The organism is Streptomyces sp. SID5643, from assembly GCF_009872555.1.
In the GTDB taxonomy this organism is placed as follows: Bacteria; Actinomycetota; Actinomycetes; order Streptomycetales; family Streptomycetaceae; genus Streptomyces; species Streptomyces iakyrus.
Map to the genome: position 1 here is coordinate 1 of NZ_WWIC01000214.1, position 25,567 is coordinate 25,567.

At 69.3% G+C, this 25,567-nt stretch carries 24 protein-coding genes; 14 read left to right on the forward strand and 10 right to left on the reverse strand.

What is annotated here, in order from left to right:
* A protein-coding gene (locus tag GTY56_RS23845) for an IS5 family transposase (RefSeq protein ID WP_161367322.1) occupies nucleotides 1-808 on the reverse strand; the annotation gives its coding sequence in 2 pieces (ribosomal slippage) (nucleotides 1-466 and nucleotides 466-808; 809 coding nt annotated over the 2 pieces). This gene is flagged as partial in the annotation.
* Nucleotides 809-890: 82 nt separating this feature from the next.
* Between GTY56_RS23845 and GTY56_RS23850 the strand changes: the two genes are divergently transcribed.
* A protein-coding gene (locus GTY56_RS23850; protein ID WP_161367375.1) for an IS5 family transposase occupies nucleotides 891-1,699 on the forward strand; the annotation gives its coding sequence in 2 pieces (ribosomal slippage) (nucleotides 891-1,238 and nucleotides 1,241-1,699; 807 coding nt in all).
* A gap of 89 nt (nucleotides 1,700-1,788) precedes the next feature.
* Here the strand turns inward: GTY56_RS23850 and GTY56_RS23855 are convergent.
* The 5 genes from GTY56_RS23855 to GTY56_RS23875 all read right to left on the reverse strand — a co-directional run bounded on the left by GTY56_RS23855 (nucleotide 1,789) and on the right by GTY56_RS23875 (nucleotide 9,468).
* Complete coding sequence (locus GTY56_RS23855) at nucleotides 1,789-3,285, reverse strand: class I SAM-dependent DNA methyltransferase (protein WP_161367376.1); 1,497 nt, start codon at nucleotides 3,283-3,285, stop codon at nucleotides 1,789-1,791.
* Between the two features lie 48 nt (nucleotides 3,286-3,333).
* Nucleotides 3,334-4,647 (reverse strand): restriction endonuclease subunit S, encoded by a 1,314-nt coding sequence (locus GTY56_RS23860; protein ID WP_161367377.1) that lies wholly within the window; start codon nucleotides 4,645-4,647, stop codon nucleotides 3,334-3,336.
* A complete protein-coding gene (locus GTY56_RS23865) occupies nucleotides 4,644-7,460 on the reverse strand; it encodes a type I restriction endonuclease subunit R (protein ID WP_161367378.1) in 2,817 nt (938 codons plus the stop codon). Before GTY56_RS23865 ends, GTY56_RS23860 begins: the two co-directional genes overlap by 4 nt.
* 922 nt (nucleotides 7,461-8,382) lie before the next feature.
* Nucleotides 8,383-8,877 carry a hypothetical protein gene (locus GTY56_RS23870; RefSeq protein ID WP_346345554.1) on the reverse strand — a complete coding sequence of 165 codons (495 nt, stop codon included), beginning with the start codon at nucleotides 8,875-8,877 and terminating at the stop codon, nucleotides 8,383-8,385.
* Nucleotides 8,878-9,024: 147 nt separating this feature from the next.
* Nucleotides 9,025-9,468, reverse strand: a complete 444-nt coding sequence (locus GTY56_RS23875) for a DUF7144 family membrane protein (RefSeq protein WP_161367380.1) — start codon at nucleotides 9,466-9,468, stop codon at nucleotides 9,025-9,027.
* Nucleotides 9,469-9,747: 279 nt separating this feature from the next.
* On the opposite strand from GTY56_RS23875, the gene GTY56_RS23880 reads away from it, so the two are divergent.
* A complete protein-coding gene (locus tag GTY56_RS23880; RefSeq protein ID WP_161367381.1) occupies nucleotides 9,748-10,221 on the forward strand; it encodes an Asp23/Gls24 family envelope stress response protein in 474 nt (157 codons plus the stop codon).
* Between the two features lie 17 nt (nucleotides 10,222-10,238).
* Here the strand turns inward: GTY56_RS23880 and GTY56_RS23885 are convergent, their stop codons facing one another.
* Together GTY56_RS23885 and ku are read right to left on the reverse strand one after the other, a co-directional pair.
* Entirely contained in the window at nucleotides 10,239-11,117 is an 879-nt protein-coding gene (locus GTY56_RS23885; RefSeq protein ID WP_161367382.1) for an MBL fold metallo-hydrolase, read from the reverse strand.
* A 45-nt stretch (nucleotides 11,118-11,162) separates the two neighbouring features.
* Nucleotides 11,163-12,194, reverse strand: a complete 1,032-nt coding sequence (gene ku / locus GTY56_RS23890; protein ID WP_524540134.1) for a non-homologous end joining protein Ku — start codon at nucleotides 12,192-12,194, stop codon at nucleotides 11,163-11,165.
* Between the two features lie 63 nt (nucleotides 12,195-12,257).
* Here ku and ligD point away from each other — a divergent pair, with 63 nt between their 5' ends.
* Nucleotides 12,258-13,139 carry a non-homologous end-joining DNA ligase gene (gene ligD / locus GTY56_RS23895; protein WP_161367383.1) on the forward strand — a complete coding sequence of 294 codons (882 nt, stop codon included), beginning with the start codon at nucleotides 12,258-12,260 and terminating at the stop codon, nucleotides 13,137-13,139.
* A 77-nt stretch (nucleotides 13,140-13,216) separates the two neighbouring features.
* On the opposite strand, the gene GTY56_RS23900 is transcribed toward ligD, so the two are convergent.
* A complete protein-coding gene (locus GTY56_RS23900; protein WP_161367384.1) occupies nucleotides 13,217-14,020 on the reverse strand; it encodes a nuclease-related domain-containing protein in 804 nt (267 codons plus the stop codon).
* A 118-nt stretch (nucleotides 14,021-14,138) separates the two neighbouring features.
* Here GTY56_RS23900 and GTY56_RS23905 point away from each other — a divergent pair, with 118 nt between their 5' ends.
* The 11 genes from GTY56_RS23905 (at nucleotide 14,139) to GTY56_RS23955 (ending at nucleotide 24,330) form a co-directional block, all read left to right on the forward strand.
* Nucleotides 14,139-14,642, forward strand: a complete 504-nt coding sequence (locus GTY56_RS23905; protein WP_161367385.1) for a protein-tyrosine phosphatase family protein — start codon at nucleotides 14,139-14,141, stop codon at nucleotides 14,640-14,642.
* A gap of 219 nt (nucleotides 14,643-14,861) precedes the next feature.
* Nucleotides 14,862-15,623, forward strand: coding sequence for a hypothetical protein (locus GTY56_RS23910; RefSeq protein WP_161367386.1), 762 nt, complete (start codon nucleotides 14,862-14,864; stop codon nucleotides 15,621-15,623).
* The gene (locus tag GTY56_RS23915; RefSeq protein ID WP_161367387.1) at nucleotides 15,620-16,891 is read left to right on the forward strand and encodes an ATP-binding protein; all 1,272 of its coding nucleotides are present in this window, start codon (nucleotides 15,620-15,622) and stop codon (nucleotides 16,889-16,891) included. Before GTY56_RS23910 ends, GTY56_RS23915 begins: the two co-directional genes overlap by 4 nt.
* A gap of 113 nt (nucleotides 16,892-17,004) precedes the next feature.
* Nucleotides 17,005-17,469, forward strand: a complete 465-nt coding sequence (locus tag GTY56_RS23920) for an SH3 domain-containing protein (protein ID WP_161367388.1) — start codon at nucleotides 17,005-17,007, stop codon at nucleotides 17,467-17,469.
* 52 nt (nucleotides 17,470-17,521) lie between these two features.
* Entirely contained in the window at nucleotides 17,522-18,886 is a 1,365-nt protein-coding gene (locus tag GTY56_RS23925) for an FtsW/RodA/SpoVE family cell cycle protein (protein ID WP_161367389.1), read from the forward strand.
* The gene (locus GTY56_RS23930) at nucleotides 18,883-20,343 is read left to right on the forward strand and encodes a penicillin-binding transpeptidase domain-containing protein (RefSeq protein ID WP_161367390.1); all 1,461 of its coding nucleotides are present in this window, start codon (nucleotides 18,883-18,885) and stop codon (nucleotides 20,341-20,343) included. The genes GTY56_RS23925 and GTY56_RS23930 overlap by 4 nt, the downstream gene beginning before the upstream one ends.
* 63 nt (nucleotides 20,344-20,406) lie before the next feature.
* Nucleotides 20,407-20,916 (forward strand): DUF3291 domain-containing protein, encoded by a 510-nt coding sequence (locus GTY56_RS23935; RefSeq protein ID WP_161367391.1) that lies wholly within the window; start codon nucleotides 20,407-20,409, stop codon nucleotides 20,914-20,916.
* A gap of 114 nt (nucleotides 20,917-21,030) precedes the next feature.
* A complete protein-coding gene (locus GTY56_RS23940) occupies nucleotides 21,031-21,969 on the forward strand; it encodes an AurF N-oxygenase family protein (protein WP_161367392.1) in 939 nt (312 codons plus the stop codon).
* Nucleotides 21,970-22,006: 37 nt separating this feature from the next.
* Nucleotides 22,007-22,660 carry a TetR/AcrR family transcriptional regulator gene (locus GTY56_RS23945; RefSeq protein WP_161367393.1) on the forward strand — a complete coding sequence of 218 codons (654 nt, stop codon included), beginning with the start codon at nucleotides 22,007-22,009 and terminating at the stop codon, nucleotides 22,658-22,660.
* 10 nt (nucleotides 22,661-22,670) lie between these two features.
* Nucleotides 22,671-22,970: a DUF8847 domain-containing protein gene (locus GTY56_RS23950; protein WP_161367394.1), complete on the forward strand. Its 300-nt coding sequence runs from the start codon at nucleotides 22,671-22,673 to the stop codon at nucleotides 22,968-22,970.
* 106 nt (nucleotides 22,971-23,076) lie between these two features.
* Nucleotides 23,077-24,330, forward strand: coding sequence for a C40 family peptidase (locus GTY56_RS23955; protein WP_161367395.1), 1,254 nt, complete (start codon nucleotides 23,077-23,079; stop codon nucleotides 24,328-24,330).
* Here the strand turns inward: GTY56_RS23955 and GTY56_RS23960 are convergent.
* Nucleotides 24,294-25,556, reverse strand: coding sequence for a styrene monooxygenase/indole monooxygenase family protein (locus GTY56_RS23960; protein ID WP_161367396.1), 1,263 nt, complete (start codon nucleotides 25,554-25,556; stop codon nucleotides 24,294-24,296). The genes GTY56_RS23955 and GTY56_RS23960 overlap by 37 nt on opposite strands.
* Nucleotides 25,557-25,567: the final 11 nt, after the last annotated feature.

Sequence of the window (25,567 nt, forward strand, 5' to 3'; positions counted from 1 at the left end):
AGGCGGACGAGTCGCTTGTAGCAGCAGAGAGCGGCTGCGAGTCCGAGGAAGGCCAGGTAGTTGCGGGGATCGCGTTCGTAGCGAGGGCTCAGGCGTCGGTAGCCGGAGAGCCAGGACATCGTCCGCTCGATGACCCAGCGGCGGCGCCCTAATCGTTCGCTGGATTCGACGCCTTTGCGGGCGATGCGTACTCCGATTCGCTTCCATCGGAGCCATCTGCGCAGGTCGGCGCGGTCGTAGGCTTTGTCTGCGTGGAGGCGCTGGGGCTTGAAGTACCGGCCGCGATGAGGGTCGTGTCTCGTTTGGTGACCCTCGATCATGGGCTTCAGCCCTTCGCTGTCGTGGACGTTGCCAGCCGAGACGCCGACGAGAAGGGGCAGTCCGTTCGCGTCCGACAGGATGTGCATCTTGGAACCCGGCTTGCCCCGGTCCACGGGGCTCGGACCTGTGTGTTCGCCCCCTTTTTAGCCCTGACATGGGCGGTGTCGAGGACGACCCGGGTGACGTCGATGAGGCCGGAGTCATCGAGCTGGTTCAGGACCGCTTCGTGCAGGCGGCCCCAGACGCCGGCTCTCGACCAGATCAGGAACCGGCGGTGGGCGGTCGACTTCGATATCCCGAAGCAGGGCGGCAGTTGGCGCCAGGCGCATCCGCTGACCAGGATGTAGATGATGGCCGCGAAGAGCGTCTCATCAGGTGTGTCCTGCGTTCCGCCGCCCTGCGGCCGCACCTTCGACGGCGGGATCAGCGGCTTCGCGATCTCCCATAGCCCGTCCGGAACAATCCAACTCCACGTACTCCGCCCCATGAACGGCTCAACGTCCGCCTCACCACGTAGGACACGGTCTAAGACACCGTTTCTGATGGCGTGATCGCTCGTTGAGTCGTGCATGACGGATCTGGTGGAGCGGTTGGTACCGGACGAGTTGTGGACGCTGTTTCGGCGGGTGGTCCCGCAGACAGAGGTCATACGCCCGCAAGGCGGCGGCAAACGGAGGGCCGGTGACCGCGAGTGCCTGGCGGCGATCATTTTCGTGGCCACCTCGGGCTGCACCTGGCGGCAGCTGCCGCCGGTGTTCGGGCCGGCCTGGCCCACCGTCTACCGTCGCTTCGCCCAGTGGAGCCGGGACCGGGTCTGGGCCAGGCTGCACCGCGTCATCCTCGACGAACTCGGCGCCCGGGGCGAGCCGGACTGGTCGCGGTGCGCGATCGACTCCGTCAGCGTGCGGGCGGAAAAAGGGGGCCACTGACGGGACCGAATCCGACCGACCGCGGCAAGCCGGGATCGAAAATCCACCTGATCACCGACCGAAACGGCGTACCTCTGTCGCTGGGTATCTCCGGCGCCAACATGCACGACAGCCTCGGCCTCAAGCCGCTCGTGCGCGGGATCCCGCCCATCCGCTCCCGACGCGGACCCCGCCGCCGGCGTCCGGCCAAGCTCCATGCCGACAAGGGGTACGACTACGACCACCTGCGCAAATGGCTTCGTGAGCGTCGCATCCGCCACCGCATCGCCTGCAAGGGCATCGAGTCGTCCACGCGGCTCGGCCGACACCGCTGGGTCGTCGAGAGAACGGTCTCCTGGCTGGCCGGATGCCGACGCCTGCACCGCCGCTACGAGCGCAAGGCCGAGCACTTCCTGGCCTTCGTCGGCATAGCCGCAGCCCTCATCAGCTACCGCCGACTCGCCAACTGAAACGACGTCTAAAGCGAGTATCGGCCTATATTGAAGACACGGATATGCGAGCACCCTCCCGGTCCCGCCCGGGCCGGGGGCACGGAAAGTCACACCTCGCCCATTTCCTTGGCCTCCAGAGCGTCGGCGACGGCTGCGAACTCTCCCAGCGCAGCGGTGAGGTCTTCGACGATCTCGCGGGCAATTACGTCGGGCGCAGGCAGGTTGTCGAGGTCCTCAAGAGACTCGTCCCGCAACCAGGTGATGTCCAGATTGACCTTGTCACGGGCGATCAGCTGGTCGTAGGTGAACGACTTGAATCGTTCGGACTCAACACGTTCCTCCAGGGGCTGGCCCGGCTTGGCAGACTGGACGAAGTCGTCCAGGTGCGCGCGGGTCAGTGGGTTCTTCTTGAGCGTGAAGTGTTTGTTGGTTCGCAGGTCGTACACCCACGTCTTTGTCGTCCACGGCGTCTCGCTGGCCGGCTTCTTGTCGAAGAACAGCACATTCGCCTTCACACCTTGGGCGTAGAACACTCCGGTGGGCAGGCGCAGGATCGTGTGCAGGTTGAAGTCGTTCAGCAGCCGCCGACGCAACGTCTCCCCGGTCCCACCCTCAAACAGCACGTTGTCCGGCAGCACTACAGCAGCTCTGCCGTTGATGTCCAAGATCGTCATGATGTGCTGCAGGAAGTTGAGTTGCTTGTTACTCGTGGTGACCACGAAGTCGGTGCGCTCGATCTCCCGGTCCTCGCGGGCCTCCCTACCGTCGGCGCCCACCATAGTGATCGAGGACTTGGTACCGAAGGGCGGGTTGGCCAGCACCACCGACCAGCGCTTACCGGGGTCGTCGATCAGGGCATCCTTGACCTCGATCAGCGACTCGCCCTTGGCGTCGCCCATTCCATGCAGCAGTAGGTTCATGGCAGCGAGGCGCGCGGTGCCGTCCACGATTTCCACGCCGTGCACGAACGACACCTTCAGGTGCTGACGCTGCTCAGGATTCATGTGCGCGGCGTCATGGGAGGCGTACGCGTGAGCGCCCAGCAGGAACCCACCAGTGCCGCAGGCCGGGTCGACCACCGTGTCCTTCACCGTAGGCCGCACGACGTCGACCATCGCGGAGATGACCGACCGCGGGGTGAAGTACTGACCGGCCCCCGACCCCTTGTCGCTGGCACCCTTGGACAGCAGAGACTCGTAGGCATCGCCGTTGATGTCACCACCGCTCGACCAGGTCTCTTTGTTGATCAGGTCGTGGATCAGCCGCTTGAGGATCGCCGGGTCCTGCACCCGGTTCTGCGCCTTGCGGAAGATCGTGCCCAGCATGCCAGGCTGACGCCCCAGGCCCTGGAGAATCAGCGTGTACTCCATCTCCAGGACAGCGCCGTCGGCATCCAGCAGGCGCTGCCAGGAGTACTCCTCCGGGACGATTTTCTCCGGCTTGAGCGGCCGATTGGCACGCTCGTGCGCCATCTTCAAGAACAGCAAGTAGGTCAGCTGCTCGGTGTACTCCAGTACGCCCACCCCTGCGTCCCGCAGCACGCCTGCGTACGACCACAGCTTGTCCACCAGCCGGCGAGTGTCCGACACGTTGTTGCCTTTCATGCCCAGGACTAACGCCCCGGAATGCTTTACGGCGGCCGCTGATGGCCGTCAGAACTGTACACCCTCAGGAATCTTGGTCTCGACGGCGCCGGCGGCGGTCTCCTCGATCTGCTCGGCCTCGGATGTCGCGCCGGTCAACCTTCCGGCGAAAGCTGCAGCAAATAGCGCACGACGTAGAGAGGAGGCCTGCTTCTGACCAGATGCGACGGCTGCAAGAAGCCGATTAGCCGAACCGTCAAGGTCGTCCAGTTCTGCTACAAGGCGGTCCTGTTTTTCGCGGCAGATCACAGGGATTGACAAACTCTTGACTTGCTTCGCGTTGATCTGGGGAACGCTGGATCCATCCGCGATCCGTCCAAGGTCAACTCCCTGGAACCAACGCCAGAGGTAGTCGACGGACAATGGTTCCTTCGGACGCAGGCCCATAGTGTTCAGGTCATAGGCTGCTTCGGTTGTGAGGATCCGCTTTTTGTTGGTAGCGATGGCTCCGCCTCGCTTGGGAATGAGAACCGAGCCTGCCGAACGCACACTTATTCCAAATGAGCCTGCATCGACCCTCCGCACAAAGTACCGTGAAGCAGCCATGTTGCGTCCGTCACCACTGTTCATGTCGCCGACTTTGAAAAACGGAACAACGTCGTCAGTCGGCGTGTCAGTGAGGCGGTCAGTGATGCCACGCGGAGTCTGACCATTCTCGATTACGACAACGCTGCTAAGAGGCTTCAAAAAGCTTGCATAGCGGGCGAAGAGTCGGTGGTTGAGGGCTACACGGAATCGCTCGGACCGCCGCTTGGCAGCATCCAGGTACTCGACGCCCGCGTCGAGGCGGGAGAGGTGCTCTTCCAGCACCTCTACGATCCGCTTTTGCTCAGAGAACGGCGGGACTGGAATTTTCACCTTGTGCCGGAACCTGTCGAGGCTGACCTTCTGGTGGGCCACACCAGACGTGATGGCCGAGATTTGCGCCTTCACGTTCGGCGAGTGCATGGCGTAGGCGATGTAACGAGCATCAAAGCCAAGCGCAGGGCGCAGCCTGATGCAGTCGGCTGTGATGACTGCTGGTCCTGCACCATTGTAGACGGCCGCGTCGCCAGGAGGATTTCCCATCTTGGTGATCAGGACGTCTCCAGGCATCGCATGATGCGCCTTGAGTTCCTCTGCCTTCTCTGGCGATACGAACGTACGAGGATTCGAGAAGTCCCCGCCGCGGATATCGCGCACGAAGACCAGGGGGACTCCCTCGGGCTGGTAGTCAACCGTCTTGAGGTCGCTTCCAAAAGGTCCGATGACAAGAGCCTGGCGTGACGCATCAGCGATGTCGTGGGGGGTGAGCGTGCGCCATCCGGCGGGCAGGTCGGTCACGCAGTCAGCTCCTTGTTCAGGGTCTCCAGGAGGGTACCGGCCTGATCGCCCAGGTCACGCAGGGCGCCGTCGATGCCGCCGCGCTCGTCGAACGGGGCACCGTCGAGCTGGTCAACGTCGATTCCGGCCGAGGAGGCGATCACGTCGGCCATGTTGTCCAGCCACCACTTCTGCGTCTCAGTGAAGACGACGCCAGCCTGCTCCTGTTGCCGTAGCCAGCCCTGGTACCGCTCGTGGACCTTGTCCGCGTACGGCACCAGCTCGGCGTCACCCGCCAGGGTGAAGCGCAGCAGCGACACCAGGTCCGTGACCTGGGCCTTTGCGTTCGGTCGGACCCGGCCTTCCTCCACCTGCTCGTAGGCCTCCCACAGCCTCTGCGGGGTCCACCGGTGCGGTGGGCGGGCGATCCGGTCGGCCAGTTCCTTGATTTGGGCGAACGTGCTCCCGGCAGGCTTGGTACCGGACTCCTCGGCCTGCTGCAAAACCTGAATCGCGGAGATTTCGCTGCGGTGCTCGTCCAGGTAGGCGCGCCAGTCCGTGACAATTTCGCGGGCCTTGTCCACGGCGCCGACGCCGTAGGCCGCAAGCAGGGTGTCGGGGTTGGTGTCGTCGATGATCTGGTCGTGCTGGCGGCGTAGCTCCATGATGCGTATACGCAGCTCTGGATTGGCCGCCAGCGGGATGATGGCCTTTTCGAGCAGGTTGTCGATTACTTGTTGAGGATCTGCGCCTTCGCCGGCAGCAGTGATGGCCTCGGCCTGCTGCTCGGGGTCGCAGGCCTCGACCAGCTCCTTGACGATCTTCTTGAGGGGTTGCCCGGCGACCTTGTCGAGCTCAGCCCGTTCGCCAGGGGTGACCTGGAGCTCCAGGGCTGCGAGGCGGGAGGCCAAGGTTGCGGTCTCGCTCTCGGTGATCGTGAGGCTTGCGGCTTTACCCAGGAGCTTTTCCAGGCTGATGCCCTTCTTGCGCATCAGTGGTGGGTCCACGAAGTCGTGTTCAGTGACGCCGATGGCGTCCACAATGACGAATCGTGTCTTCTCCTGTGCGGCCGGGCTCATCTGGGAGTCAGGGGTGACCGCCTGGAAGTCGGGCTTGGGCATCGTGCGCGCCCCGCGGCCCTTCATCTGCTCGAAGTACTGCGCCGAGCGGACATCGCGCATGAAGAAAACGCACTCCAGCGGCTTGACATCGGTGCCGGTGGCGATCATGTCCACCGTCACTGCGATCCGTAGCCTTGCGGAGGTACGGAAAGCTTGCAGGTGACCTTCGGGGTCTTTCGCCTGGTAGGTGATTTTTGCGGCGAATTCGTTGCCCTTGCCGAAGACCTGCCGTACCTGTGTGACGACTTCCTCGGCATGGGCGTCGTCCTTGCAGAAGATGAGAGTCTTGGGGACCGCTGTGCGGCCGGGAAAGATCTCGGTGAAAAGTCGGGCGCGGAAGGTCTCAAGGACGGTGCGGATCTGGTTGGGGTTCTGCACGGCTCGATCCAGCTGGCTCTTCTTGTACTCGACGTCCTCGTCGATGGCCTCGATGCGCTGGATGCGGGTGCGGCGATCCACCTTGGGCACGAACGTGCCGGCCTCGATCTTCGCGCCGTTCTCCGAGATCTCCGTCTTGATGCGGTAAATGTCGAAGTCCACGTTCACGCAGTCGGCCACCGACTGCGTGAACGTGTATTGCGAGACGAGGTTCTGGCGGAAGAACGCGAACGTCTGCTTGCCCGGCGTGGCCGTGAGCCCCAGGATGTGGGCGTCGAAGTACTCCAGGACGCCCTTCCACACCCCGTAGATGGAGCGGTGGGCCTCGTCCACGATCACGAGGTCGAACGACTCCGGCGGCATGTCCTTGTTGTAGGAGATCTCCACCGGGGCATCCGGCACGAAGCTGTCCAGCGCCGGGTCGTCGCCCTCGGGGACGTCTTTGCCGCGCAGTAGAGAGTGGACGCGCTGGATCGTGGAAATCACCACGTTCGACGACTCCAGCATGCCCAGACCGGTCAGGCGCTGGACCGAGTACAACTCGGTGAACTTCCGCCCGTCGTCCGGCGTCTCGTAGTTGCTGAACTCCGCAGCAGTCTGCTTGCTCAGGTTGTTGCGGTCCACCAGGAACAACACCCGCTTGAACCCTGCGTGCTTAAGCAGTCGGTAGGACAAGGTCACGGCGGTGTACGTCTTGCCCGCACCTGTGGCCATCTGGATCAGCGACCGGTCTGCACGCTGGGCCGCCAGGGATGCCTCCGTCCCAAAGATTGCTTCGGTCTGTGCGGGCCGGAGCCGTTCCTCGTTCAGCGGTGGCATGCGCAGCACCTTTGCCCGCCAGGTCGGGAAGTCGGGATCGTCCTGAGCCTCCCGGACTATGCGCGCCAGGGTGGCCGGCTTGGGGAAGTTGAAGATCTTCCGGGCGCGCGGCTCAGGGTCGTAGCCGTTGGTGAAGTGAGTCTCCGACCCGGAGGCCTCGAAGACGAACGGAATGCGATCACCCACCGTGTGCGCACGCTTGCGATGGTCCGGCGGCAGGCCAGTGGCGTACATCGCCGACTGCCACTCCACACCCGACAGGGTCGTGCCCTGGGGTTTGGCTTCGATGATCCCGACAACCTTCTTTTCCACGTACAGCAGGTAGTCGACCCGGCCGTGGCCCGGTGCCATGACGACCTCGCGTACGGCAACGCCGTGCACGCCGAGCTCACCCGCGAACAGGTTCATCGCCTTGCGGTCCTGTACCACCCAACCAGCGGCAGACAGCTGCTGGTCGATGAGCTCACGTGCGCGAGCCTCCGCCGGAAGACGGGAATCGAGATTCTTGCCGTTCATCGCTTCCTCGGTGTCGGTATCTGGAACGTTGCCTAGTCAGTGGCGAAACCTGGCGGTTCACTTAGCCCGGGACCCGTTGGCGCGGTATTCGTTCGATCGTTCCAGCTCAACACTGCGGAGGTGGGATGCGAACGAGTAAACAGCACACAGGCTCAGCAACTCTTGCCAGTGCAGACCCCATCTGCCGGCGGTCTCGACAGTGACCCGCCCTTTCGATCAGAAGTGGACTCATGGGTGATGTCCCGCCATGCGGTGTAGCCTCAAGCAAGCGCAACGCCCATGTCGCAGCCCAGACCACCTTTGCTGGTAGTCCTGTTGGGGCGCACGGATTCGAGACCAGTGAAGTATGCCGAGCGTCCCCAGGGCAGAGGCAGCGTGTCAGTCGGGGCCGGAATCGCAGGGTCATGATCGGCTACGCCACAGCAGTGGGCACGACCGGCTCATGGAGAGAGCAGTATCCATAGGCGTCAGTTGACCGCCCAGCCAACAGCCTCTCGCCACCGCACCTATCCCCCACCAAAAAGCACCTGACCGCCACCGAAGCGTCTCCAGCTGGATGCCGGGATATTACAACAACTTCATATCTGAACGAGTGTTCTTGACACCTCGAGGTGGAGACAACTGGGCAAGGCAGGCGCCCTCTTGGCGTGGACCATCTGTGGACAGGGAGCCGCCCCTTGTGTGCGTTTAGGGGCTCGTGGCCTGCATATATGCCCAAGCCTCAAAGGGCCTCCGGAGCCCGTGCGCGCAGGTTCGGATCCTGCCGGGGGCACCCTGGATCAGATGCCTGAAGACCCCGCCATCAGCGCCCTTGCTGAGACGGGGTCTTCGTGTGTGCGGGCATGCGCCGCTCGAGGCGCCGGGACCGTGGTACCAGGGGCAATCGTGTCGCAGGTGCGCGGTCGGGGGTGGTGCGGCGGGGTCAGGTTCCGTCGCCGGGCTCGTCCTCCTGCTGCCAGACCCGCGGCCAGTTGCCAGAAGGGGGAGGCGGCCCTGCTATGTCGAGGTCGCGTCGCGCCAGGGCGTAGAAGGCGTCACGCGCTCGGCTCACCTGCTGCACTGCCCTCGTCCATCCCGCAGGATCGTCTTTCAGGCCGCGCGCGTACAGCTCAACGTTCCAGACCGCTTCGTGCCACTTGCGTGCCGCCCCGATCGTTTCTGCGTCGCCGATCAGCAGCACGGACTCCCACTCGGCTGCACGCCGTACCTCGTTCTCGGCGAGCTGCGTCATGCCTTGTTCGGGATCCAGCGGGTCCACCGCATGCGGAAACCCCCTTGCCGCGCCCATGCGCTGTGCAACGCTCAGCTGCTGCTTCAGGGTGTTGGCGTAGGACGCGTACGCCTCCAGCCTCTTTTCATCCCACCGCTCGGCTCTGCCTCGTCGCCACCGGCTCCGCTCCGTGAAGTTCGTCGCCACGTAGGAGCTCGCGGCTCCGACCACAACACCCAGCAGAGCTGGCAACTGCTCCCACAACGCCGATTCCCCCCACCCCGACTCCATCAGTCGGAGACACAGTGCCGTACTCCGGGGCTCCGGGCCAGGTGGAAGACCTGGTTCAGGCGCTCACCTGCCCGGCGGGCTCTCGAACGGGACGAACGCGTCGTCCTTCCGCATCACGCACAGCGCCCAGATGATGAAGCCCGAGACGGTGATCATGATGATCGACCAGACCGGGTAGTACGGCAGGGAGAGGAAGTGGGCGATGATGACGAGGCCTGCGATGATGACGCCGAGGACTCGGGCCCACGTCGACCCCATGAACAGGCCGAAGCTGACGATGAAGGCGATCACGCCCAGGGTGAGGTGGATCCAGCCCCAGGCCGTGAGGTCGAACGCGAAGACGTAGTTCCGCGTCGAGACGAAGATGTCGTCCTCGGCGATCTCCGCGATGCCGCGCATGATGTCGAGAATGCCGCCGAGCATGAGCATGATGGCCGCGAAGACGGTCACGCCGGTGGCCCATTCCCGCATTGACGTACGGGCGCTGTCCGGGTGTGTGGTGGTCATGCCGGCTTCCTCGCTTTCCCGGTCCCCCCTGTCGCCGCCTGCCAGCCTCCTGTCACCGCCTGTCGTCGCCTGCCAGCCCCCTGTCGTCCCCTGTCGACCCCTGCGCCAACGTCGTGCCGTTTTCAGGGTGCAGGGGTGGGATGCGGGTCGCCTCACCCGGGGAGGGTGAGGCACGCGGTCGCAGAAACCGGCACCACTTTCGCCCCATACGCACCATTGTTCTACCGTGGAGTGGAACGACGCTGCTCATCCCCCTCACCGATCATCGAGGTGACGGTCATGACGGAGACCACTCAGCGCAGGAACACAGCGGGCAGGCAGGACGGGGCGACATCGCAGGGCGGGAAGGGCGACCCCGGCACGCGCGGGAGCACCGCCATCGCGGACACGGTCGTCGCGAAGATCGCGGGCATGGCGGCCCGGGAGATTCCCGAGGTGCACAACCTCGGCGGAGGAATGACCAGGGCCTTCGGGGCTGTCCGTCAGCGGGTGCCGGGCGGGGGCAGTGGGGTCACCCAGGGGGTGAAGGTCGAGGTGGGCGAGCGCCAGGCCGCCGTCGATCTCGATGTGGTCGTCGAGTACGGCGCCGCCATCGCCGACACCGCGGCGGACGTCCGGACCAATGTCGTCAACGCGGTGGAGCGGATGACGGGTCTGGAGGTCGTGGAGGTCAACATCGCCGTCGACGACGTCCATCTGCCCGACGAGGAGGAGGACGAGTCCGAGCAGCAGGAGGGCAGGCGGGTGGCCTGACGGCCGAAGGCCCGGGGTCAGTAGACCTCCGGGGCCGCCCCGGCGCCGCTCGGCACCCGGACGCGCTCCCCGTGGCCGCAGTGGACGATCCGGTCGCCGAGGCCGATGGCGTCGGCCTCGGCCAGGAACGCGGACAGCGGCGAGCGCATCACCGTGTAGTCCCCGTAGTGCACGGGCAGCACGAGCCGGGGGTCGGGACGACGGGCGAGTTCGGCTCCCTGCACGCCGTCCATCGTGACGACGAAGCCCCCGGACAGGCGCGTGCCGCCCAGGTGGAGGACGGCGAGGTCGGCGGCCGGGAAGTGGTCGGTGATCTCGTCGAGGCCGTCGTGGACCAGTGTGTCCCCCGAGATGCAGAGCCTCATACGGGGCGGCCCACCGGCCGGGCCGAACTCCAGCATGCTCCCCATCACCGGCGGCAGCAGCCTGCGCAGCACGGCGTGGCCGGCGTGCCGGGCCGGCAGGGCGGTGACCGTGACCTCGGCGCCGTCGCGCTGGAGGGTGAGCGCCTTCCAGGTGCGCAGCCCCGCCGTGCGGTGGAACCCGTGCACGGTCCTGAGGCGGCGGGCAGCGTGCGGTGTGGTCAGGACAGGCACCGTGTGGTCCAGGTGCCGGCGGGCACGGCGGTCCCAGTGGTCGCCGTGGAGGTGGGACAGCACGACCGCGTCGAGGCGGGGCAACTCGTGGACGTCGAGGGCGGGTTCGGTCAGGCGGCGGCTCAGCAGGCCGTGGCCGAGGTAGGCGTACTGCCCCCGGTGCAGGAAGTTCGGGTCGGTGAGGAGGGTGAGCGGGCCGTACGACAGCAGCACCGTCGCGTTGCCGATGAAGTGGATGTCGATCGCGTCACCGGTGAGACGGCGGTGATGCCGGTGGTGGTCGTTCCCGGGCTGCGGCATGGGCGCTCTCCCGGTTTCCCCTGAGGGGTGCCCGACCCGTGCGGGTCAGGCCGAGCGTTTGCGCGGGGTCGACTTCTTCGCCGTCGTCTTCTTGGCGGTGCCCTTGGACGCCGTCTTCTTGGCCGTCCCCTGACCCTGGCCCTGGCCCGACTTGGCCGTCGACTTCTTCGCCGCCGTGGTCTTCTTGGCCGCCGTCTTCTTCGCGGTGGACGTCGACTTCTTGCCGCCGGTCTGCTTGGGGGCCGCGCGGGCCGTCTTGCGCTGCGGGAGCGTCTTGACCTCGGCGTGCTCGGCGTCCTCGCCCCGGGACTCGCGGGCCGCGCGGACGCTGCTCTCCAGGGCCGCCATCAGGTCCAGGACCTTGCCGCCCGTGGCCGGTTCCGGGGCCTGGGGCGGGGCCTCACCGGCGGCTTTCGCGGCGATGACCTCCTCCACTGCCTCGCGGTACTCGTCGTGCAGGTCTTCCAGGTCGACCTCGCCCAAGGTGTCCATCAGCGCGTCGGCCAGGTCCAGTTCCTGGTCGCGGACGGTGACGTTGGTGTCGGGGGCCAGGCCCTCGGGGGCGCGGACCTCGTCCGGCCAGAGCAGGCCGTGCATGGCGATGGCCTCGCCGACGACCCTGAGCATGCCCAGGCGCTCGCGCCCGCGCAGGGCGAACTTCGCGATCGCCACCTTGTTGCTGCGCTTGAGGGCCTCGCGCAGCAGCGTGTACGGCTTCGCCGCAGGGGCGCCGCTCGCCTGGAGGTAGTACGCGGCGTCCATCTGGAGCGGGTCGATCCGGTCCGCCGGGACGAAGGCGACGATCTCGATCGTCTTCGCCGTCGGGATGGGCAGGCTGGACAGGTCCTCCTCCGTGATGGGGATGATCGTGCCGTCCGCGTCCTCGTAGCCCTTGCCGATCTCCCCCTGGGTGACCTCGCGGTCCTCCAGTTCGCAGAACTTGCGGTAGCGGATGCGGCCGCCGTCCTCGGTGTGGATCTGGCGGAAGGAGATCGAGTGGCTCTCGGTGGCGTTCACCAGCTTGATCGGAATGCTGACCAGGCCGAACGAGATGGCGCCGTTCCATATGGATCTCACGTGCTGCACCCTTCCGGTCACGCTCGGGAGTGTTCGTCACGGTTTGCGTGGGATTCTTATCGTATGGCGCCTATCACAGTGGTGGAGGGGCGACGGCTCGCTCTCAGCAATCTGGAGAAGGTGCTGTATCCCGCCACCGGCTTCACCAAGGGCGAGGTGCTGCACTACTACGCGACCGTCGCCGAGGTCCTGCTGCCCCATCTGCGTGACCGGGCGGTGTCCTTCCTGCGGTATCCGGACGGTCCGGACGGGCAGGTGTTCTTCACGAAGAACGTGCCGCCGGGTACGCCCGAGTGGGTCACCACCGCCGAGGTGCCACGGGTCGAGGGGCCCTCGCGGATGGTCCTGGTGCAGGATCTGCCGAGCCTGATGTGGTCGGCGAACCTCGTGGCCGAGTTCCACACCCACCAGTGGCTCGTCGACACCCCGGACGAGGCCGACCGGATCGTGTTCGACCTCGACCCGGGGGCGCCGGCGAGCATCGTGCAGTGCTGCGAGGTCGCCCTGTGGCTGCGGGAGCGGCTCGCGGCCGACGGCATCGAGACCTACGCCAAGACCTCCGGCTCGAAGGGGCTGCATCTGCTGGCCGCCGTGCGGGGCGCGTCCTCCGAGCGGGTGTCCGAGTACGCCAAGGCACTCGCCGTCGAGGCCGAGAAGGCCATGCCCCGCCTCGCGCTGCACCGGATGACCAGGAGCCTGCGCCCGGGGAAGGTCTTCGTCGACTGGAGTCAGAACGCCGCCCGCAAGACGACGGCGACCCCCTACACCCTCCGGGCCCGCCCCGAGCCGACCGTTTCGGCCCCGGTGACCTGGGAGGAGGTCGAGGAGTGCCGGGCACCCGGCCGGCTGGACTTCCACGCGGTCGACATCGCCCCGCGGGTCCAGGACTACGGCGACCTGCTGGCTCCCCTGCTGGACACGGACACGGCCGGGACACTCCCGTAGCGGACGGCCGACGGATTCCGACGGGCGTCGCGGAGGTCAGGTGCCGTGTCCCGACCGGCGGGCGCCGGCAGCGGCGCTCAGACCCGCGTCCACGTGTTCCGGTCGCGGGCCATCGCGTGCAGGGCCTCCACGTCTGCCGGTTTCAGCACGCCGCCCTGCCGGGACAGGCCCTCGACCTCCGCACCCGTCAGGACCTGGACCTCCCGGGGGGCGGTCGGGATCGACAGCGTCGCCGGGTCCACCAGGGCGAGCACCGGGCGGACCTCCGCCGTCAGGGCGTAGGAGGCCCTGTCGGCGTCGGAGCGGACGCGGCGCAGGAGGGGGTAGGGGTCGCGGCGGCCCAGGGTGATCATGGGGTCGGCGATGCGGACGCGCTGCCTGCGGGCGTGGAGGGAGTGGACGGCGTAGAGGCCGCCGGGACCGATCAGCAGGTGGTGGATGCGGTCGCCGCCGGGGAGTGGCACGGAGTGCAGGGCGTGCCAGCCGGCGCCGTCGAGGCGGTCCAGGGCGTCGCCGACCGCCTGCTCGGCGGCCAGGGCCCTGCGGCGCGGGTCGGGGCGCAGCCGGCGGGTGGGGCCGGGGTCGCGGTCGAGGGCGACGACGAGCGCCTCGCCCGGCCGGTTGGGGGCCAGGTCGTCGTCGGGGTGGAGGGCGAGCCGGGCCAGTTCGGCGGGGGTCGGCACCGGGGGCGGTCCCACGGCCACGGGGCCGGTGATGAAGGGGCCGAGGGCCCGCAGGACGTCGTCCTCGCGGTCCTGGCCGAGCAGGTTCACCCGGGCGGCCTCACGGTCGTACCAGGCGATGTTCCTGCCGTCCGGGAGGCAGACGTACAGCCGTTCCCGGCCGTGCCGCCAGGTCGGTATGACGCGCAGTCCGTTCATGCACCATCACCCCATTCCATGGGAACAGGCGGGGTGCTGCGGGGCAAGAACCTGGTTACCTTGGAGAGGAGTTGGGCCTGCCCGCGGACCCTCGGGCGGTAGACGTGGGGAGGCGCCGTTGCGTACCCGCAGTAAACCCGACGTACCCGCTCCGGAGAGTCCGTGGAGCGAGGTCGTCCCCGGGCTCTGGATGGGCGGTCACGAGTACACGGGCGCCTTGGGGCACCTGGAGTTCGCCGTCGTGCGGAACGAGTTCGACCTCGTGCAGACGCTGCTGCGGCTGCCGGGGCACGGACCCGATCCCGGCGTCCGGCACCATGTGTGGCCCATCCCCGACGGTCCCCTGGACGGCACGCAGCTGGCCGGGGTGATCCGGCTGGCCGAGGCGGCGTGCGAGGCGATGGACGAGGGCCGCAGGGTCCTGGTCCGCTGTTATCACGGGTACAACCGCTCCGGTCTGGTCGTCGCGCACGCGCTGATGCGCCAGGGCAGCTCCGTCGAGGCGGCGATCCGGCTGATCCGGGACCGCCGTTCGCCCTGGGCGCTGCACAACGACCTGTTCGTCGAGTACCTGCGGGCCGGGCTGGCCACGGCCCGGCTGCTGGAGGAGCTCACCGAGTAGCCCGGCAGCTCACCGAGTGGCCCGGCAGCTCGACGAGCAGCCCGGCGGCCCATCGAGCAGCCCGGCAGCTCATGGAGCAGCCCGGCACCCGCACGGTCCCGCCCGCGGGCGGGCACATTCGGCCGCCCTCTCGCGCAAATGGGACTTCCCCACGAATAAGGTGTACGCGGCCGACGGTCGCGTCCGCCCGTGTGATCGCCCACGAACGCCAGGAGTGCAGTGCCCCTCAGCCGCCCCGGACAGGCCGCCCGTCGCCTCGCCGTCGTCGCCCTCCTGCTGGCCGCCGCCGTGGGCTGCGGGGACGCCGGGGGGCTGGAGGGCGCGGGGGCGACCCCGACGGCGCAGGGGCCGGCCCGGCTCTGGCCGGAGCTGACCCCGGCCTCCAGCCCGGCCTTCGAGATCGGCGAGGTGAACACCGAGGTGGTCAAGGGGGTGAAGGTCCCCGGCGACGACATCCGCCGGGTGGACCCGGTCGGGATCGTCCGGGCCGAGATCGCCCGGCACCCCGGTGAGTACGACGGCGGCGATGCGCCCTACCGCGACACGAAGCGGAGGATGGCCGACTGTGCGAAGGGCCCGGGGCACGGGAGCTGTCCGGTGCTCAGGCCGTACTACCGGGACCTGACCGGCGACGGGCGCGACGACCTGACGCTCGGCTTCCCGCTGCTGCCCGGCAAGACGACGGCGGTCCGCGTGTACACCGTCGACAAGCACCGGCTGGTGCAGGTGATGGCCTGGGAGGACGCGCTCAGCGGTGTCGAGCTGGCCGGGCGCTCCCTGGTGATCCGCTCGCCGTCGGAGGTCGCGGGCTACGAGTACCGCCTTCAGTGGACCTGGGACCGGGACCAGCGGGCCATGCTCCTCACCCACGACGAGATGCTGCGCACCGGCCCGCGCAAGCACTCCCGGCTTCCGTCGGCCTCCCCCAGCCCCGTCCCGTCCCGCTCCGGGTCCGCTTCTGCGTCGGTGAGCGGCGGATGAGGCACGTGCTGCCCCCGTGGTCAGGGACGCTCGCGGCGAAGGCCGCCGCCTTCATCACGGTGATGTGCTGCGCTCTGGCGGCCCTGCTCGGCGTCCTGGTGCATGTGCAGGTGACGAACCAGACCGTCGGCCAGGCCCGCGAGCAGGCGCTTCAGCGGCTGACGCAGGCGACGGAGCGGTACGAGGCCGGGGACACGCTGCGGCGGGGCGCCGGGGTGGATCCGCCGGAGCTGCCCGGGGAGCTGCGGGACCTGGCCGTGGCCGGGGACCGCGGCACGATGGTCGCCGAACGGGAGGGACGCCCCACGATGTGGGCGGCGGGTCCCGCCGACGGCGAGCGGGCGCTGGCCGTCGCGGTCGACTACTCGCAGCAGGCCCGCACGATCGAGGGCCTGGACCGGGCGATCCTGTGGTCCTCGGGCCTGGCGATCGGGGCGACGCTGCTGGTCGGGGCGTTCGCGGTGACGCGGGTGACACGGCGGCTGCACACCACGGCGCTGGTCGCGCGGCGGATCAGCGCGGGCGATCTGGACGCGCGCGTGAACGACCCCCGTACCGGCCCTCGCGGGGATTCGCGCACGGGCCCGCGCACGAAGGCCGGCCCGCAGGACGAGGTGGCCGCGGTCGCCGCCGCGCTGGACTCCATGGCGGCCTCGCTCCAGGGCAAACTGCTCGCCGAGCAGCGGTTCACGGCCGATGTCGCGCATGAACTGCGCACGCCGCTCACCGGACTGCACGCGGCGGCCGAACTGCTGCCGCCGGGCCGCCCGACGGAACTGGTCCGCGACCGGGTGGCGGCGCTGCGCACCCTCACCGAGGACCTGCTGGAGATCTCCCGGCTGGACACCGGCCGGGAGCGGGTGGAGCTGGACACCGAGCAACTGGGGCCGCTGGCCGAGCGGGCGGTGCGGGCGGCGGGGAACGGCACGGAGGTCAGGGTCGTACGGGACGTGTCCGTGGAGACCGACCGGCGGCGGCTGGAGCGGGTGCTGGGCAACCTCGTCGCGAACGCGCACAAGCACGGGCGGGGGCCGGTGGTGCTGACCGTGGACGGGCCGGTGGTGACCGTTCGCGACCACGGGGACGGGTTCCCCGAGTACCTGGTCGCCCACGGGCCGCAGCGGTTCCGCACGGAGGGCGGTACGCGGGGGCACGGGCTGGGGCTGACCATCGCGCGGGGGCAGGCCGAGGTGCTGGGGGCGCGGCTGGAGTTCGCGAACGCGCCGGACGGCGGGGCGGTGGCCACCCTGAAACTGGCGGCGGAGTGAGGGCCCGGGGCACGTTCCCCTGTGGCCCAGCGTGAGGGGCGACACCCCCCTGGGCGCTCCTAATGTGGCGATAAGTCGGCTTCGGCACCCTCGCCCCCACATGGAGGTCCCCCGTGTTCCTGCGCACCCGTCTCTCCATAGCCACCGCCGCCGGCCTCCTCGCCGCCGCGGCCGCCGTCACGCCCGCCGCCGCGCAGGACGACTGGGACCCGAACGGAGGCAACGGCGGAGGCAACGGCAACAGCCGGCACGACCCCAGCGGCGGCAACGGCGAGAACGGCGGCGGGAACGGGAACGGCAACGGCGGGAACGGCGGCAAGGGCGGCAACGGCCACCACGACCAGCGCCTCTACGAGGGCGTCGTGACGGCGGACACCCTGGCGCTGCGCAGCGCCCCGAACCGCGGTTCGCAGATCATCCGGTTCGCCCACCGGGGCGACGTCGTCAAGATCTTCTGCAAGACGGGCGGCGAGACCGTGCAGGGCAATGCGCTCTGGTACCTGCTGAGGGACGGCACCTGGGCCTGGGGCGCGGCCCGGTACATCGACAGCATCGGCCCCGCGCCACGCTGGTGCTGACATGCGGTCACCCAAAGGCACACAAGACGCACTGTTTGGGTAAGTTCCGGACATGAGCAAGGCCGGAATCACCGTGGCGACGGCGGACCCGCCCCCGCCCGCCGTCCGCCGCCTCCCCCGGCGCCGGGGCATCGAACTCGCCCTCATCGTGCTGGCCGTCCTGCTGTCGGTGTACGGCTACTGCGCCGTGGGCCTCGCCCGGCACGGGACGCTGCCGCCCGGCGCCGCGGGCTACGGCGCCGGGCTCGGCGTGCTCGCGCTGCTGGCCCATCTGGCGGTACGCCTGCGGGCCCCGTACGCCGACCCGCTGCTCCTGCCCATCGGGGTGCTCCTCAACGGACTCGGTCTGGTGCTGATCTACCGGCTCGACCTGGAGACCCCGGGAGACCGGGCGGCACCCGCCCAGCTGGTGTGGTCGACCCTTGGCGTGGCGCTGTTCATCCTGGTCGTCCTGCTGCTGCGCGACCACCGGGTGCTCCAGCGCTACACGTACGTCTGCGTGGTCGCGGCCCTGGTCCTGCTCACGTTGCCGATCCTGTTCCCGGCGGTGAACGGGGCCCGCATCTGGATCCGGATCGCCGGGTTCTCCATCCAGCCGGGCGAGTTCGCGAAGGTGCTGCTGGCGGTGTTCTTCGCCGCGTACCTGGCGGCGAACCGCAGCGCGCTCGCCTACACCGGCCGCCGCGTCTGGAAGCTCCAGCTCCCCACCGGCCGCGTGCTCGGCCCGATCGTCGCCGTCTGGCTGGTCAGCGTCGGCGTGCTGATCCTGGAGCGCGACCTCGGCACCTCGCTGCTGTTCTTCGGCCTGTTCGTGGTGCTCCTCTACGTGGCCACCGGCCGCACCGGCTGGATCGCGGTCGGCCTGCTGCTGGCCGCGCTGGGCGCGGTCGCCGTGGGCCGGCTGGAGCCGCACGTGCACGGCAGGATCGAGACCTGGCTGCACCCCTTCGCGTCCATCGAGGCGGGCGAGGGCGCGAACCAGCTCGCCCAGTCGCTGTTCGCCTTCGCGGAGGGCGGCCTGCTCGGCGCGGGCCTCGGACTGGGCCACTCGTACCTCATCGGCTTCGCCGTGAAGTCGGACTTCATCCTGGCCACCGCGGGCGAGGAGCTCGGCCTGGCCGGCATCGGGGCGGTCTTCCTCCTCTACGGCCTGCTGGTGGAACGCGGCTTCCGTGCGGGCCTGGCGCAGCGCGAGCCCTTCGGCCGGCTGCTCGCGGTCGGCCTGGCCTCGCTGGTGGCGCTCCAGGTGTTCGTGATCGCGGGCGGGGTGACCGGGCTGATCCCGCTGACCGGCATGGCGATGCCGTTCCTGGCGCAGGGCGGCTCGTCGGTGGTCACCAACTGGGCGATCGTGGCGCTGCTGGTCCGGGTGAGCGACTCGGCCCGGCGTGGTTACGACGGGCAGGACGCCCGGTGACCCGGCACATCCGGCACGCCGGATACTTCTGCCTGCTGCTGCTGGTGGCGCTGCTGCTGAACGCGGCCCGCGTCCAGGTGGTCCAGGCACCGTCGTACGAGCGCCACCCGGGCAACCGGCGCCCCGACATCAGCCGCTACGAGCAGCCGCGCGGGGACATCGTGGTCGGCGGGCGGCCCGTCACCGGCTCCCGTGACACCCGCGAGCACCTGCGTTACGAACGGACCTACACCGACGGCCCGATGTACGCCCCGGTCACCGGCTTCGCCTCCCAGCTGTACGGGACGACGCTGCTGGAGAGCACGGAGGACGGCGTGCTGTCCGGCGCTGATCCGATGCTGGCGCCGTTCCCGCTGTGGAACGACTTCACGCGGGCGCGCAACGCCGGCGGAGACGTCGTCACGACCCTGCACCCGGCCGCGCAGGAGGCCGCGTTCCGGGGGCTCGCGGGCCGCAAGGGCGCGGTGGCGGCGCTGGAGCCGTCGACCGGCCGGATCCTGGCCCTGGTGTCCGCCCCGTCCTACGACCCCCAGCCGTTGTCCGGCAACGGCTCGGCCGCGGCCCGGGCCTGGGCGCGCCTCAACGCGGACAAGGACCGCCCGATGCTCAACCGGGCGGTACGGCAGACGTACCCGCCGGGTTCGACCTTCAAGGTCGTCACCGCGGCCGCCGCGCTGGACACCGGTGTGGTCACGGACCTCGAAGCGCCGACCGACTCCCCCGACCCCTACCGGCTGCCGGGGACGCGGACGCGCCTGGCCAACGCGTCGAAGGGCTGCAAGGACGCCTCGGTGCGCGAGGCCTTCACCCTCTCCTGCAACACGGTGTTCGCCAAGCTGGGTGTGGAGGTGGGCGTGGCGGGCATGACGGCCACGGCGCACGCGTTCGGCTTCGGCAACGGGGAGCTGAGGGTCCCCTTCCCGGTGGCCCGGTCCACCTTCGACACCACTCTGGACGACGCGCAGCTGGCGCTGTCGTCGATCGGCCAGTACAACACCCGTGCCACACCGCTGCAGATGGCGATGGTCGCGGCGGCCGTGGCCAACGGCGGCCAGGTGCGGGACCCGTATCTGGTGGAGCGCACGACCCGGCCGGGCGGCAGCACCCTCGCGACGGCCGGCTCGCGGGCGATCCGCCAGGCGATGTACCCGTCCACCGCCGTCCGGCTGCGGGCGATGATGCGGGACGTGGTCGAGCACGGCGGCGGGCGCAAGGCCGCCATCCGCGGCGCCAAGGTCGGCGGCAAGACCGGCACCGCCCAGCACGGCCTCGGCAACTCCGGGACGCCGTACGCCTGGTTCGTCTCCTGGGCGCAGGGCGACCGCGATCCGGCGGCGCGGGTGGCGGTCGCGGTCGTCGTGGAGGACGCGGATGCGAGGCGCGGGGACATCAGCGGGGGCGGTGACGCGGCGCCGATCGCGCGGGCGGTGATGGAGGCGGTGCTCAAATCGCCCTGACACGTGCCCGGTTGGTGAGACGGGGCTACCGGCCGGGGAATCTCCCTACCTAACGTTCGGTCCATGACTGAGCCCGCTACCGCGTACGAACTCGCCGAGGTCAACATCGCCCGCCTGAAGGCCCCGCTGGACTCACCGCAGTTGAAGGACTTCGTCGACGCCCTGGACCCGGTGAACGCCGACGCCGACGCGGCCGACGGTTTCGTGTGGCGCTTGCAGAGCGACAGCGGCAACGCCACGGACGTGCCCGTCTTCGGCGACTCCTGGCTGATCCTCAACATGTCGGTGTGGCGCGACGCCGACGCGCTGACGGCGTACATGTACCAGGGCAGGCACCGGGAGATGCTCGCCCGGCGCCGCGACTGGTTCGAGCGGGTGGAGGAGGCCATGGTCACGCTGTGGTGGGTGCCGGCCGGTCACCGCCCGACCGTGGCCGAGGCGGAATCCCGCCTCCTGCACATCCGCACCCACGGCCCGACGCCGTACGCCTTCACGCTGCGGACGCAGTTCCCGCCCCAGGGGGCCGAGCCGCTGATCGGCGAGGTGCCGGAGGGGCTGGGCTGCGCGCTCTGACGGGCGTCCGGAGTAGACATCGGGTCAACAAGTGGCGCGCAGGGGATTGACGAGCTTGCTGACAAGCAGTCTCATAAGTGCATCAGTGACGTGTGCACAACGAGGTGGGCAGCCATGACGACCCTGACGGAAGCCGATGCGCTCGACGGCCTGCGCGATGCCCTCGGCCTGCTGAAGGACCGGGAGCAGGTGGCCCAGCGGCTGCTCGACTCCTCCGCCAAGCACTCCTTCGACCCGGACAAGGAGCTGGACTGGGACGCGCCCTTCGAGGAGGGCAAGTGGTTCTGGCCGCCGGAGCTGGTGTCGCTCTACGACACCCCGCTGTGGAAGCGGATGGGCGAGGAACAGCGGATCCTGCTCTCCCAGCACGAGGCGGCGGCCCTGGCCTCGCTCGGCATCTGGTTCGAGATCATCCTCATGCAGCTGCTGGTGCGGCACATCTACGACAAGGCGGCCACGAGCGCGCACGTCCGCTACGCGCTCACCGAGATCGAGGACGAGTGCCGGCACTCCAGGATGTTCGCCCGGCTGATCGCCCAGGGCGACACGCCCTGGTACCCGGTCAGCCGCGCGCACCAGCAGCTGGGCCGCCTGTTCAAGACCATCTCCACCACGCCGGGTTCCTTCACGGCGACCCTGCTGGGCGAGGAGGTCCTGGACTGGATGCAGCGGCTGACGTTCCCCGACGAGCGCGTCCAGACCCTGGTCCGCGGCGTCACCCGGATCCACGTCGTGGAGGAGGCCCGCCACGTCCGCTACGCCCGTGAGGAGCTCCGCCGTCAGATGGTGACCGCGCCCAAGTGGTCCAAGGAGTTCACCCGCATCACCTCGGGCGAGTTCGCCCGCGTCTTCTCGGTGGCGTTCGTGAACCCCGACGTCTACACGAACGTGGGCCTGGACAAGCGGGAGGCCCTCGCCCAGGTCCGCGCGAGCGGCCACCGCCGGGAGGTCATGCAGAACGGCTCCAGGAAGCTGACCGACTTCCTGGACGACATCGGAGTGCTGCGGGGGGTCGGACGGCGGCTGTGGAAGTCGTCGGGGCTGCTGGCGTAGGGGCGCACACCCCAGTCCCCCGATTACCCTGCGAGGCATGACACCAGCCGCCCCCACCCCCGCCTACCGGCGACTCAGCGTCGAGGAACGCCGCAGCCAGCTGCTGACCTCGGCGCTGGACCTCTTCGCCCACCGCGCCCCGGAGGAGGTGTCGCTCGATGACGTGGCGGAGGCGGCCGGGGTCTCGCGGCCCCTGGTGTACCGGTACTTCCCCGGGGGCAAGCAGCAGCTCTACGAGGCCGCCCTGCGCTCCGCCGCCGACGAGCTCCAGCACTGTTTCGACGAGCCCCGCGAAGGCCCCCTCCTCCCCCGCCTGTCCCGCGCCCTCGACCGCTACCTCGCCTTCGTCGACGAGCACGACACCGGCTTCAGCGCCCTCCTCCAGGGCGGCAGCGTCGTCGAGACCTCCCGCACCACCGCCATCGTCGACGGCGTCCGCCGCGTCGCCGCCGAGCACATCCTCAGCCACCTGGGCGTCACCGGCCCCGGTCCCGGCCTGCGCATGACCGTCCGCATGTGGATCACCGCGGTGGAGGCGTCGTCGCTCATCTGGCTCGACGAGGACAAGCAGCCCCCCGCCGAAGAGCTCCGCGACTGGCTCGTCGAGCAGTTCGTGGCGATGCTGACCGTCACCGCCCGCCGCGACCCGCAGACCGACGCCCTGGTCCGGGCGCTCGCCGAGGATGTCTGACACTGATCACGTGAAGAGCGAAGACACCCCCTTCGAGGGCGGTCCGATGGACGGCAGGGTCCTGCCCGTCCTCCTCGGCATCACCAGCCACCCGCCCAAGACGTACCGCATCCCCGTCCCGGACCCCGACGGCGGACCCGACACCGTGCTCGTCTACCGCCGCGTCCCCCGGGGCCCGGGCCGGGTCGGCCTGTCCAACCGCTGGAAGTACGAGTACGCCTCGGAGGGCGTCCCGCCCCGCCGGCTCAACTGGCCCTGGTCGAAGCCAGACGCCACGCCGCGCGGCAAGCCGGACGACGCCGACGGGTGACCCCGTTGCGCCGAACCGCGCACACCCACCGCGCGCACCGCCCGCACACGCCTGATCCTCACGATGTCCGGCGGCACCACGCCGCCCCCGCACCGGAGGTGATGGCATGTCAGGAAAGCTTCTGCGTCTGGTCTGCATCGCGGCGACGGCGGCCGGAACCGTCCTTGCGCCCGTCCCCGCCGCGGCCGCTCCCGAGCCGGACGCGGAACAGCACGAGACGGAACAGCACGACATCGCCGCTCTCCTGACAGATCTTCAGGCTCTGTACCGGAAGGCCGAGGAGGCCAGCGAGGCCTACAACGCCACCGAGGAGAAGCTGAAGAAGCAGCGCGCCGGGACCGACCGCCTTGACCGTGCCCTCGCGCGCGCCCGGCTCTCCCTGCACGACAGCCGGGGCGCGGCCGGCCGGCTGGCCCGGCAGCAGTACCAGAGCAGCACCGACATCTCCCCGTACGTACGCCTGCTCCTGGCCCGCGATCCGCAGCACGCGATCGAGCAGGGCCATGTGATCGGCCGGCTGGCCCGGGAACGGGCCGGCACCATCGGCCGGCTGACCGGCGACGAACGCAAGGCCGACGAACTGGCCCACAAGGCCCGCACGGCCCTCGACCGGCAGCTGGCCCTCACCGAACGGCGCAAGAAGGAACGGGACGAGGTCCGCGCCCGCCTGCACGACGTCGAGAAGCTGCTCGCCTCCCTCAGCCGCGACCAGCTCATCGACCTCGCCGAGTTCGAGCGGAAGGGCGTCGCCAAGGCGCAGAAGGAGTTCATGGCGTCCGGCGCGCTCGGCAGCGAACGCCACGGTGACGACGGCGACGAAAGCGGCGACGAAAGCGCCGGCGACGGCAAGAACCGTGGGAACGAGCGGAGGAGCGGCGGCCTCCGTGCCCCGTCGGCCGAGGGCCGCCGGGCCGTGCGCTACGCCGTGCGGCAGCTCGGCAAGCCGTACGAGTGGGGCGCGGAGGGCCCGGGGTCGTTCGACTGCTCGGGGCTGACCTCCAGGGCCTGGGCCGAGGCCGGGGTGCCCGTCCCACGGACCAGCCAGGAGCAGTGGAAGCGGCTGGAGCGGATCCCGCTGGACGAGCTGCGCCCCGGCGACCTGGTCGTCTACTTCGAGAAGGCCACGCACGTGGCGCTGTACCTCGGGGACGGCATGGTGGTGCAGGCGCCCCGCCCGGGCGCGGAGGTGAAGGTCTCGCCGATCGCGGCCAACCCCGTCCTGGGCGCCGTACGTCCGGACCCGGACGGGAAGCCCCTGCGGCGGTACGAGCCGCTGGAGCTCCCCGAGGGGGCCACGGACGGGTCCGACGAGGGCTACGACGGTTACGCGGCGCCCGCGCCGGACACCTCGGCCAGGTAGGCCTGCGTCTTGTCCGGGTCGTAGAAGAAGTTCTCGAAGTCGGCCGGATTGTCGAAGCCGTTGGCGAAGCGGTCGGCGACCGGCTGGAGCTCACCGGCGGCACCGATGAGGTTCAGGATGTGCTCCGGCGGCGGCGCGAGCATCGCGTTGGTCCACTTGGTGACGTGCTGGGCGGTGTTCCAGTAGCGGTCGAAGGTGGCCCGCATCCACTCCTCGTCGAACGGCTTGTCGCCGTGCTCGGTGATCGAGGAGAGGTAGGCGGCGGCGCACTTGGACGCCGAGTTGGAGCCCTGCCCGGTGATCGGGTCGTTGGCCACGACGACGTCCGCGACGCCCAGCACGAGCCCGCCGCCGGGGAGCCGGCCGACGGGGTTGCGGACGGTGGGGGCGTAGCGTCCGGCCAGGGTGCCGCCGGCGTCGGTCAGTTCGACCTTGGTGGCCCGCGCGTACTCCCAGGGGACGTACCGCTCCATGAGTTCCAGGGTCAGGGAGAGGTGTTCCGCGGGGTCCTTGACGCCGTTGAAGGCGTCGAGCGGGCCGCCGGGTATGCCCTCCCAGAACAGGATGTCGGCGCGGCCGGAGGTGGTCAGGGTCGGCATGACGAACAGTTCGCCGACGCCCGGCACGAGGTTGCAGCGGACCGCTTCGGTGTCCGGGTGCTCGGGGCGCGGGCCGAGGCCGTGGACGTACGCGACGGCCAGCGCGCGCTGCGGTTCGCTGTACGGGGAGCGCTCGGCGTCGCGGCCGAACATCTGGACCAGTTCGCCCTTGCCGGCGGCGACGAGCACCAGGTCGTAGGTGCGGGAGAAGTAGTCGAGGTCGCCGACGGCCGCGCCGTGGATGACGAGCTGCCCGCCGCGCTGGGCGAACGTCTCCATCCAGCCGGCCATCTTCACACGCTGGTCGACGGACTGGGCGTAGCCGTCGAGCCGGCCCAGCCAGTCGATGGCGCGGGCGGAGGGGCCTTCGGCCCAGGAGCCGGGTGCGGCGACCGAGACGCCGAGTCCTTCGATCTTCGGGGCCTGGGACTCCCAGAAGTTCAGCTGGAGATCGCGCTCGTGCTGCAGGGCCGTGTGGAACATGCACTGCGTCGACATGACCCGGCCGGTGCGGATCTCGTCCGCCGTCCGGTTGGACATCAGGGTGACCTCGTACCCCTGTGACTGGAGGCCGAGGGCGATCTGGAGCCCGGACTGACCGGCTCCGACGACGAGTATCTTCCGCATGCGGGCTGTCC

Bases quoted from the DNA above. Each gene is read 5' to 3' on its own strand.
- GTY56_RS23855 (WP_161367376.1), bottom strand. From the start codon at position 3,285: ATGAAAGGCAACAACGTGTCGGACACTCGCCGGCTGGTGGACAAGCTG.
- GTY56_RS23865 (WP_161367378.1), bottom strand. From the start codon at position 7,460: ATGAACGGCAAGAATCTCGATTCCCGTCTTCCGGCGGAGGCTCGCGCA.
- GTY56_RS23875 (WP_161367380.1), bottom strand. From the start codon at position 9,468: ATGACCACCACACACCCGGACAGCGCCCGTACGTCAATGCGGGAATGG.
- GTY56_RS23880 (WP_161367381.1), top strand. From the start codon at position 9,748: ATGACGGAGACCACTCAGCGCAGGAACACAGCGGGCAGGCAGGACGGG.
- GTY56_RS23885 (WP_161367382.1), bottom strand. From the start codon at position 11,117: ATGCCGCAGCCCGGGAACGACCACCACCGGCATCACCGCCGTCTCACC.
- ligD (WP_161367383.1), top strand. From the start codon at position 12,258: ATGGCGCCTATCACAGTGGTGGAGGGGCGACGGCTCGCTCTCAGCAAT.
- GTY56_RS23900 (WP_161367384.1), bottom strand. From the start codon at position 14,020: ATGAACGGACTGCGCGTCATACCGACCTGGCGGCACGGCCGGGAACGG.
- GTY56_RS23915 (WP_161367387.1), top strand. From the start codon at position 15,620: ATGAGGCACGTGCTGCCCCCGTGGTCAGGGACGCTCGCGGCGAAGGCC.
- GTY56_RS23925 (WP_161367389.1), top strand. From the start codon at position 17,522: ATGAGCAAGGCCGGAATCACCGTGGCGACGGCGGACCCGCCCCCGCCC.
- GTY56_RS23935 (WP_161367391.1), top strand. From the start codon at position 20,407: ATGACTGAGCCCGCTACCGCGTACGAACTCGCCGAGGTCAACATCGCC.
- GTY56_RS23940 (WP_161367392.1), top strand. From the start codon at position 21,031: ATGACGACCCTGACGGAAGCCGATGCGCTCGACGGCCTGCGCGATGCC.
- GTY56_RS23945 (WP_161367393.1), top strand. From the start codon at position 22,007: ATGACACCAGCCGCCCCCACCCCCGCCTACCGGCGACTCAGCGTCGAG.
- GTY56_RS23955 (WP_161367395.1), top strand. From the start codon at position 23,077: ATGTCAGGAAAGCTTCTGCGTCTGGTCTGCATCGCGGCGACGGCGGCC.
- GTY56_RS23960 (WP_161367396.1), bottom strand. From the start codon at position 25,556: ATGCGGAAGATACTCGTCGTCGGAGCCGGTCAGTCCGGGCTCCAGATC.